General features: G+C 39.5%; 5 protein-coding genes. 3 read left to right on the forward strand and 2 right to left on the reverse strand.

Annotated features, from left to right (window positions below):
* Positions 1-391 precede the first annotated feature (391 nt).
* Positions 392-955: a Uma2 family endonuclease gene (locus tag H6F47_RS26930; protein WP_190651808.1), complete on the forward strand. Its 564-nt coding sequence runs from the start codon at positions 392-394 to the stop codon at positions 953-955.
* A 230-nt stretch (positions 956-1,185) separates the two neighbouring features.
* Complete coding sequence (locus H6F47_RS26935; protein WP_190651810.1) at positions 1,186-1,932, forward strand: Uma2 family endonuclease; 747 nt, start codon at positions 1,186-1,188, stop codon at positions 1,930-1,932.
* 36 nt (positions 1,933-1,968) lie between these two features.
* On the opposite strand, the gene pdxH is transcribed toward H6F47_RS26935, so the two are convergent.
* On the reverse strand, positions 1,969-2,613 hold the full coding sequence (gene pdxH / locus H6F47_RS26940; RefSeq protein WP_096572561.1) for a pyridoxamine 5'-phosphate oxidase: 645 nt from the start codon (positions 2,611-2,613) through the stop codon (positions 1,969-1,971).
* Positions 2,614-2,723: 110 nt separating this feature from the next.
* On the opposite strand from pdxH, the gene H6F47_RS26945 reads away from it, so the two are divergent.
* Positions 2,724-3,797 carry an AI-2E family transporter gene (locus tag H6F47_RS26945; RefSeq protein WP_190348739.1) on the forward strand — a complete coding sequence of 358 codons (1,074 nt, stop codon included), beginning with the start codon at positions 2,724-2,726 and terminating at the stop codon, positions 3,795-3,797.
* On the opposite strand, the gene H6F47_RS26950 is transcribed toward H6F47_RS26945, so the two are convergent.
* Positions 3,794-4,050: hypothetical protein (locus tag H6F47_RS26950; protein WP_199291314.1), on the reverse strand; the 257-nt coding region annotated here is incomplete at its 5' end. The genes H6F47_RS26945 and H6F47_RS26950 overlap by 4 nt on opposite strands.

Consider the following 4,050-nt stretch of genomic DNA (forward strand, 5'->3'; position numbering starts at 1 on the left):
TTACTCTCATTAAGCCTCTTAACTTTTAAGTTACCTTTAGTTATTATGTACTACTTTAATGGCTTTTTTGATCTGTGACAGTTGAGGGTGCGGAATGTGGGATAGATTTGGGACAAGGTGAAGCAGAAGTATTAGGTTTAGGTTTAGAAAAACCTGGCAGTTTGTTAATTTTTGATGATTAATTAGCTCGACGTATTGCTAATATACACAAATTAAAATACACGGGAACATTAGGTGTTTTAGTAAAAGCTAAAAAATTAGGTTACTTATCTTCTATTGCTCCTGTGATTGCTATGTTGAAACAACAAGGAATGTGGTTAAATGATAGCATTATTAATGATGTTCTCAGATTAGCTGGAGAATCTTTCTAAAAATAGAAATACAAAAAATCATGCCCACAATAATTAATCAATCCCTCACCTTAACAGAATTTCTCAAACTCCCAGAAACAAAACCGGTCAGGGAATATATCAACGGGGAAATTATCACTAAACCCATGCCCAAAGGCAAACATAGCCGTTTACAATTAAGACTATGCAATACTATTAACGATATCACAGAAAGCGAAAAAATAGCTTATGCTTTTCCTGAATTGCGTTGTAGTTTTGGTGTGCGTTCCGTAGTTCCTGATATCGCGGTTTTGAAATGGTCAAATATTCCCTTTACTGCTGAAGGTGAAGTCCCTAATGATTTTTTCATTCCTCCAGATTGGACTATTGAAATTCTCTCACCTGAACAAAATTCAACTCGCGTGATAGATAATATTTTATATTGTTTAAATCATGGTTGTTTGTTAGGTTGGTTAATAGATCCTGAAGATCGTTCTATTTTGGTTTTTCGTCCCCAACAACAACCAGAATTATTCAGAGGTGATCAACAGTTACTAATTTTAGCAGAAATCAATTTACAATTAACAGTTAATCAAATATTTGCCTGGTTGAAAATGATAGGTTAATGATGATATTTGTGTCAGAATCAGGATAACCAGGATTAAAGGATGTAGAGGATGAAAATAGAAAATCTCTCTAAAACCTCTTACCTATCCTTCGGGAACACCTTCGGTGAACGTGTCCTTTGCGTTCTTCGTGGTTCATTCTTTAGTGACTTGTGCGTAACCAACCATCATTAAATAACATCCTGTACATCCTCAAATCCTAATTCAGATCACCTATTATAAATAAATCTATGATTCTACAAACTCACCCAACTCAAAAAACACCCATTGTCACCTGGGAACCACTTCCCACCGATTTTATTTTACCTGATGACCCAGTGGAAAATATTCAACAACCACCTTTAGCAGCTGCACTTACTGACGCTTTAGGTGCAGCAGGACGCATCCTCCCACAAATGCTGATTGGCTCTAATTTTGGGCTTGTAGCCACCTTAAACAAAAAAATCATCGTCAAAGCCCCCGACTGGTTTTATGTGCCACAGGTGCATCCTGTAGCTACTGATGTGGTACGTCGCAGTTATACCCCCAACCTCGAAGGAGAACCTGTAGCTGTGGTGATGGAATTTCTTTCTGATACCGAAGGTGGAGAATTATCATTACGTTCCACACCACCTTATGGAAAGTTGTATTTTTACGAACACATTCTCCAAGTTCCCACTTATGTCACTTATGATCCCTACGAACCCAGTTTAGAAGTACGCTGTTTGCAAAATGGAGAATACAACAAACAAAAAGCAGACCCTAATGGACGTTTTTGGATTCCTGAACTCTCACTATTTTTAGGAATTTGGCCAGGTGAAAGATTATGTCAAACCATGAACTGGTTGCGGTGGTGGGATAGTGACGGAAATTTGCTGCTGTGGAGTAGTGAACAAGCTGAACAGGAACGTCAACGGGCTGAACAGGAACGTCAACGGGCTGAATTATTAGCAGCTAAGTTACGAGAACTAGGTATTGATCCTAACACTATCTCATGAAATTGTGGTACGGGCATCTTGCCCGCTACAAAAAAATTAAGGTGACAAACGTTGTATTTTCCAACTTCCATCATCCCACCGAGAATACAGCAACCGATCATGTAACCTGCTAGAACGTCCTTGCCAAAACTCTATTTCTTGGGGAATTACCCGAAAACCTCCCCAGTGAGGTGGTCTAGGAACTTCCTGATTTTCATATTTACGCTGGAAATCCTGTAATTGTACTTCTAAAACTTCCCGACTAGCAATTACTTCACTTTGATTAGAAGCCCACGCGCCCAAACGACTATTATGAGGACGTACTTCAAAATATCCATCCGATTCTTCAGCAGAAATCTTTTCTACACATCCCACAATTCTCACTTGTCGTTCTAATTCTGCCCACCAAAATACTAACGCAGCTTGAGGATTGGCTGTTATTTCTTGTCCTTTGTGACTGTTGTAGTTGGTAAATAAAACAAAGCCCCTTTCATCAAAATCTTTTAATAAGACCATTCTGGCTGAAGGTTTACCATCAGGGGTAGATGTAGCCAAAGTCATGGCGTTAGGTTCTAATAATTTTGCTTCTAGAGCCTGATCAAACCATAATTTAAATTGTATAAAAGGATTAGGGTTAACTTCTGTTTCATTCAAATCTTGCAAAGTGTAGTCTTTACGAAGGTCAGCAATATTTTTATCCATTGGTAATGGGTAATTGGTAATGGGTAATTGGTAATTGGTAATTATCATACATTTTATAACCTATTCCCCATTCCCTATTACCTATTCCCTATTCCCTAAGATTAAATCAAATGCGCCGTTCAGCCTCTTTACAAACTCTGCTAATTTATGGTCTGAGTGGCCCGATTATCGCTCTCAATGTCTGGCTACTGTCTCTGCTGTTTCGTTATTTCCAGCATCCAATTACTATTCTGAGTATTGCGGCAATTTTGGCGTTTTTGCTGAATTACCCGGTGAAATTATTAGAAAAAGCTAGGATTACTCGCACTCAGGCAGTGATCATAGTTTTAATCTTCACTTTAGCTTTGTTGATTATTTTGGGTTTTACCCTTGTACCAATGGTAATTGACCAAACAATCCAACTTTTAAACAAAATTCCTGATTGGTTAGCCTCCAGTCAAGACAACCTGGAAAATTTGCAAATGTTAGCACGTCAGAAACGTATAAAACTTGACCTAAGTTTAGTAACTGAGCAAATTAATGCTGGTGTGCAGAACATTCTACAACAGATAGCTTCTGGTGCGGTGGGATTTGCGGGAACTTTATTATCAGGATTGCTGAATATAGTGTTAGTAATTGTACTAGCTTTTTATATGCTGCTATATGGCGATCGCCTGTGGTATGGTTTAATTAATCTCCTGCCATCTTATATTGGCATCCCCTTCAGCAAGTCCTTACAATTAAATTTTCAGAACTTTTTCCTTAGCCAATTATTACTGGCACTGTTTATGGTGGTAGCCCTGACACCGATTTTCTTATTTTTAAGAGTACCATTTGCCCTATTATTTGCCATTATCATCGGTATTTCTGAGCTTATTCCCTTTATCGGCGCTACATTAGGGATAGGGTTGGTAACGTTATTAGTGTTTTTACAGACTTGGTGGTTAGCATTTCCAGTAGCAATGGTAGCAATTATCATGCAGCAAATCAAAGATAATATCCTATCTCCCAAGTTGCTTGGTAACTTTATCGGACTCAATCCCCTATGGATTTTTATAGCGATTTTGATGGGATTTGAAATTGCTGGTTTGTTGGGAACACTGGTTGCTGTACCCATTGCTGGTACTATCAAAGGCACTTTCGACGCTATTAAAAACAACAAAAATGGAAATTCTGTATATAGTTATGCTGTTGTTGATGATTAGTGATTGGGGACTGGGGACTGGGGACTGGGGACTGGGGACTGGTGACTGGTGACTGGTGACTGGTGACTGGTGACTGGGGACTGGTGACTGGTGACTGGTGACTGGTGATTGGGGACTGGTGACTGGGGACTGGTGACTGGTGACTGGTGACTGGTGACTGGTGACTGGTGACTGGTGACTGGTGATTGGGGACTGGTGACTGGTGATTGGGGACTGGTGACTGGGGACTGGTGACTGGTGACTGGGGACTGGT

Origin of the sequence: Sphaerospermopsis sp. FACHB-1094 (assembly GCF_014696195.1) — a bacterium.
GTDB lineage: Bacteria > Cyanobacteriota > Cyanobacteriia > Cyanobacteriales > Nostocaceae > Sphaerospermopsis > Sphaerospermopsis kisseleviana.

Coding starts and splice junctions, on each gene's coding strand:
- H6F47_RS26930 (WP_190651808.1), top strand. CDS start 392: ATGCCCACAATAATTAATCAATCCCTCACCTTAACAGAATTTCTCAAA.
- H6F47_RS26935 (WP_190651810.1), top strand. CDS start 1,186: ATGATTCTACAAACTCACCCAACTCAAAAAACACCCATTGTCACCTGG.
- pdxH (WP_096572561.1), bottom strand. CDS start 2,613: ATGGATAAAAATATTGCTGACCTTCGTAAAGACTACACTTTGCAAGAT.
- H6F47_RS26945 (WP_190348739.1), top strand. CDS start 2,724: ATGCGCCGTTCAGCCTCTTTACAAACTCTGCTAATTTATGGTCTGAGT.